Annotated in this window: 1 pseudogene; it reads left to right on the top strand. The window is 62.2% G+C overall.

What is annotated here, in order from left to right:
* Window positions 1-90 precede the first annotated feature (90 nt).
* Window positions 91-797 (top strand): annotated as a pseudogene (locus tag DL891_RS16590) (IS21 family transposase); the annotation flags it as partial.

The following is a 797-nucleotide window of genomic DNA, read 5'->3' as shown; positions in this document are numbered from 1 at the left end:
GTCGTTCAGAGCCACGATTGGCGTGGTTGAGAGCCACCTGAAAAGCTCCTTCCACCATGTGATGGCCACGTGGTGGAAGGAGTACGGGTAATGGTACGGAAGATCAAGGCGAAACTTGTCTTGCAGCTACGAAATCAGGGCTTGTCGGGCAGGGCGATCGCCTCGGCGCAGGGCATCGCCCGCAATAGCGTCCGCGCGGTGTTTGACTCGGCGGACCGCCTCGGCATCGGCTGGGATGACGTCGAGGAGATGTCGGAGGCCGAGGTGTATGCGGCGGTGTTTCCGGGCCGTGGGGTGCACGAGAGCGTGTTCGCGCAGCCGGACTGGGTTCGAATTCATACCGAGCTGGCCCGGGTCGGGGTGACGTTGAAACTCCTCCATCAGGAGTATGTTGACGCGACTTCAATGGCGCAGGCAACGATGAGTTATGACCGGTTCTGCCGGCTCTATGGCGACTACGCCGCGGTGTCGGGGGCGACGTCACGGGTCGGGCATAAGGCCGGTCGCAGTATAGAGGTCGACTGGTCCGGGCCCACGATGCAACTGCTGGATCCGACAACGGGCGAGATGTCGAAGGTGTATTTGTTCGTTGCCTGCTTGCCTTTCAGCCGGTATGCGTTCGTGGAACCCTGCCTGGATATGCGGCAGGAGTCGTGGCTGCGCGCCCACACATCGATGTTCACCTTCTTCGGCGGCAGCGTCCCGCGCCTGGTGCCCGACAACCTGAAGACTGGGGTCATCTCCCACCCCCGAGAGGGCGAAGTCGTCCTGAATGACGCTTACCGGGAGATGGCGGC

Origin of the sequence: Homoserinimonas sp. OAct 916 (assembly GCF_003260275.1) — a bacterium.
Classification (GTDB): domain Bacteria; phylum Actinomycetota; class Actinomycetes; order Actinomycetales; family Microbacteriaceae; genus OACT-916.
This window is presented reverse-complemented; position numbering and strand designations above follow the sequence as displayed.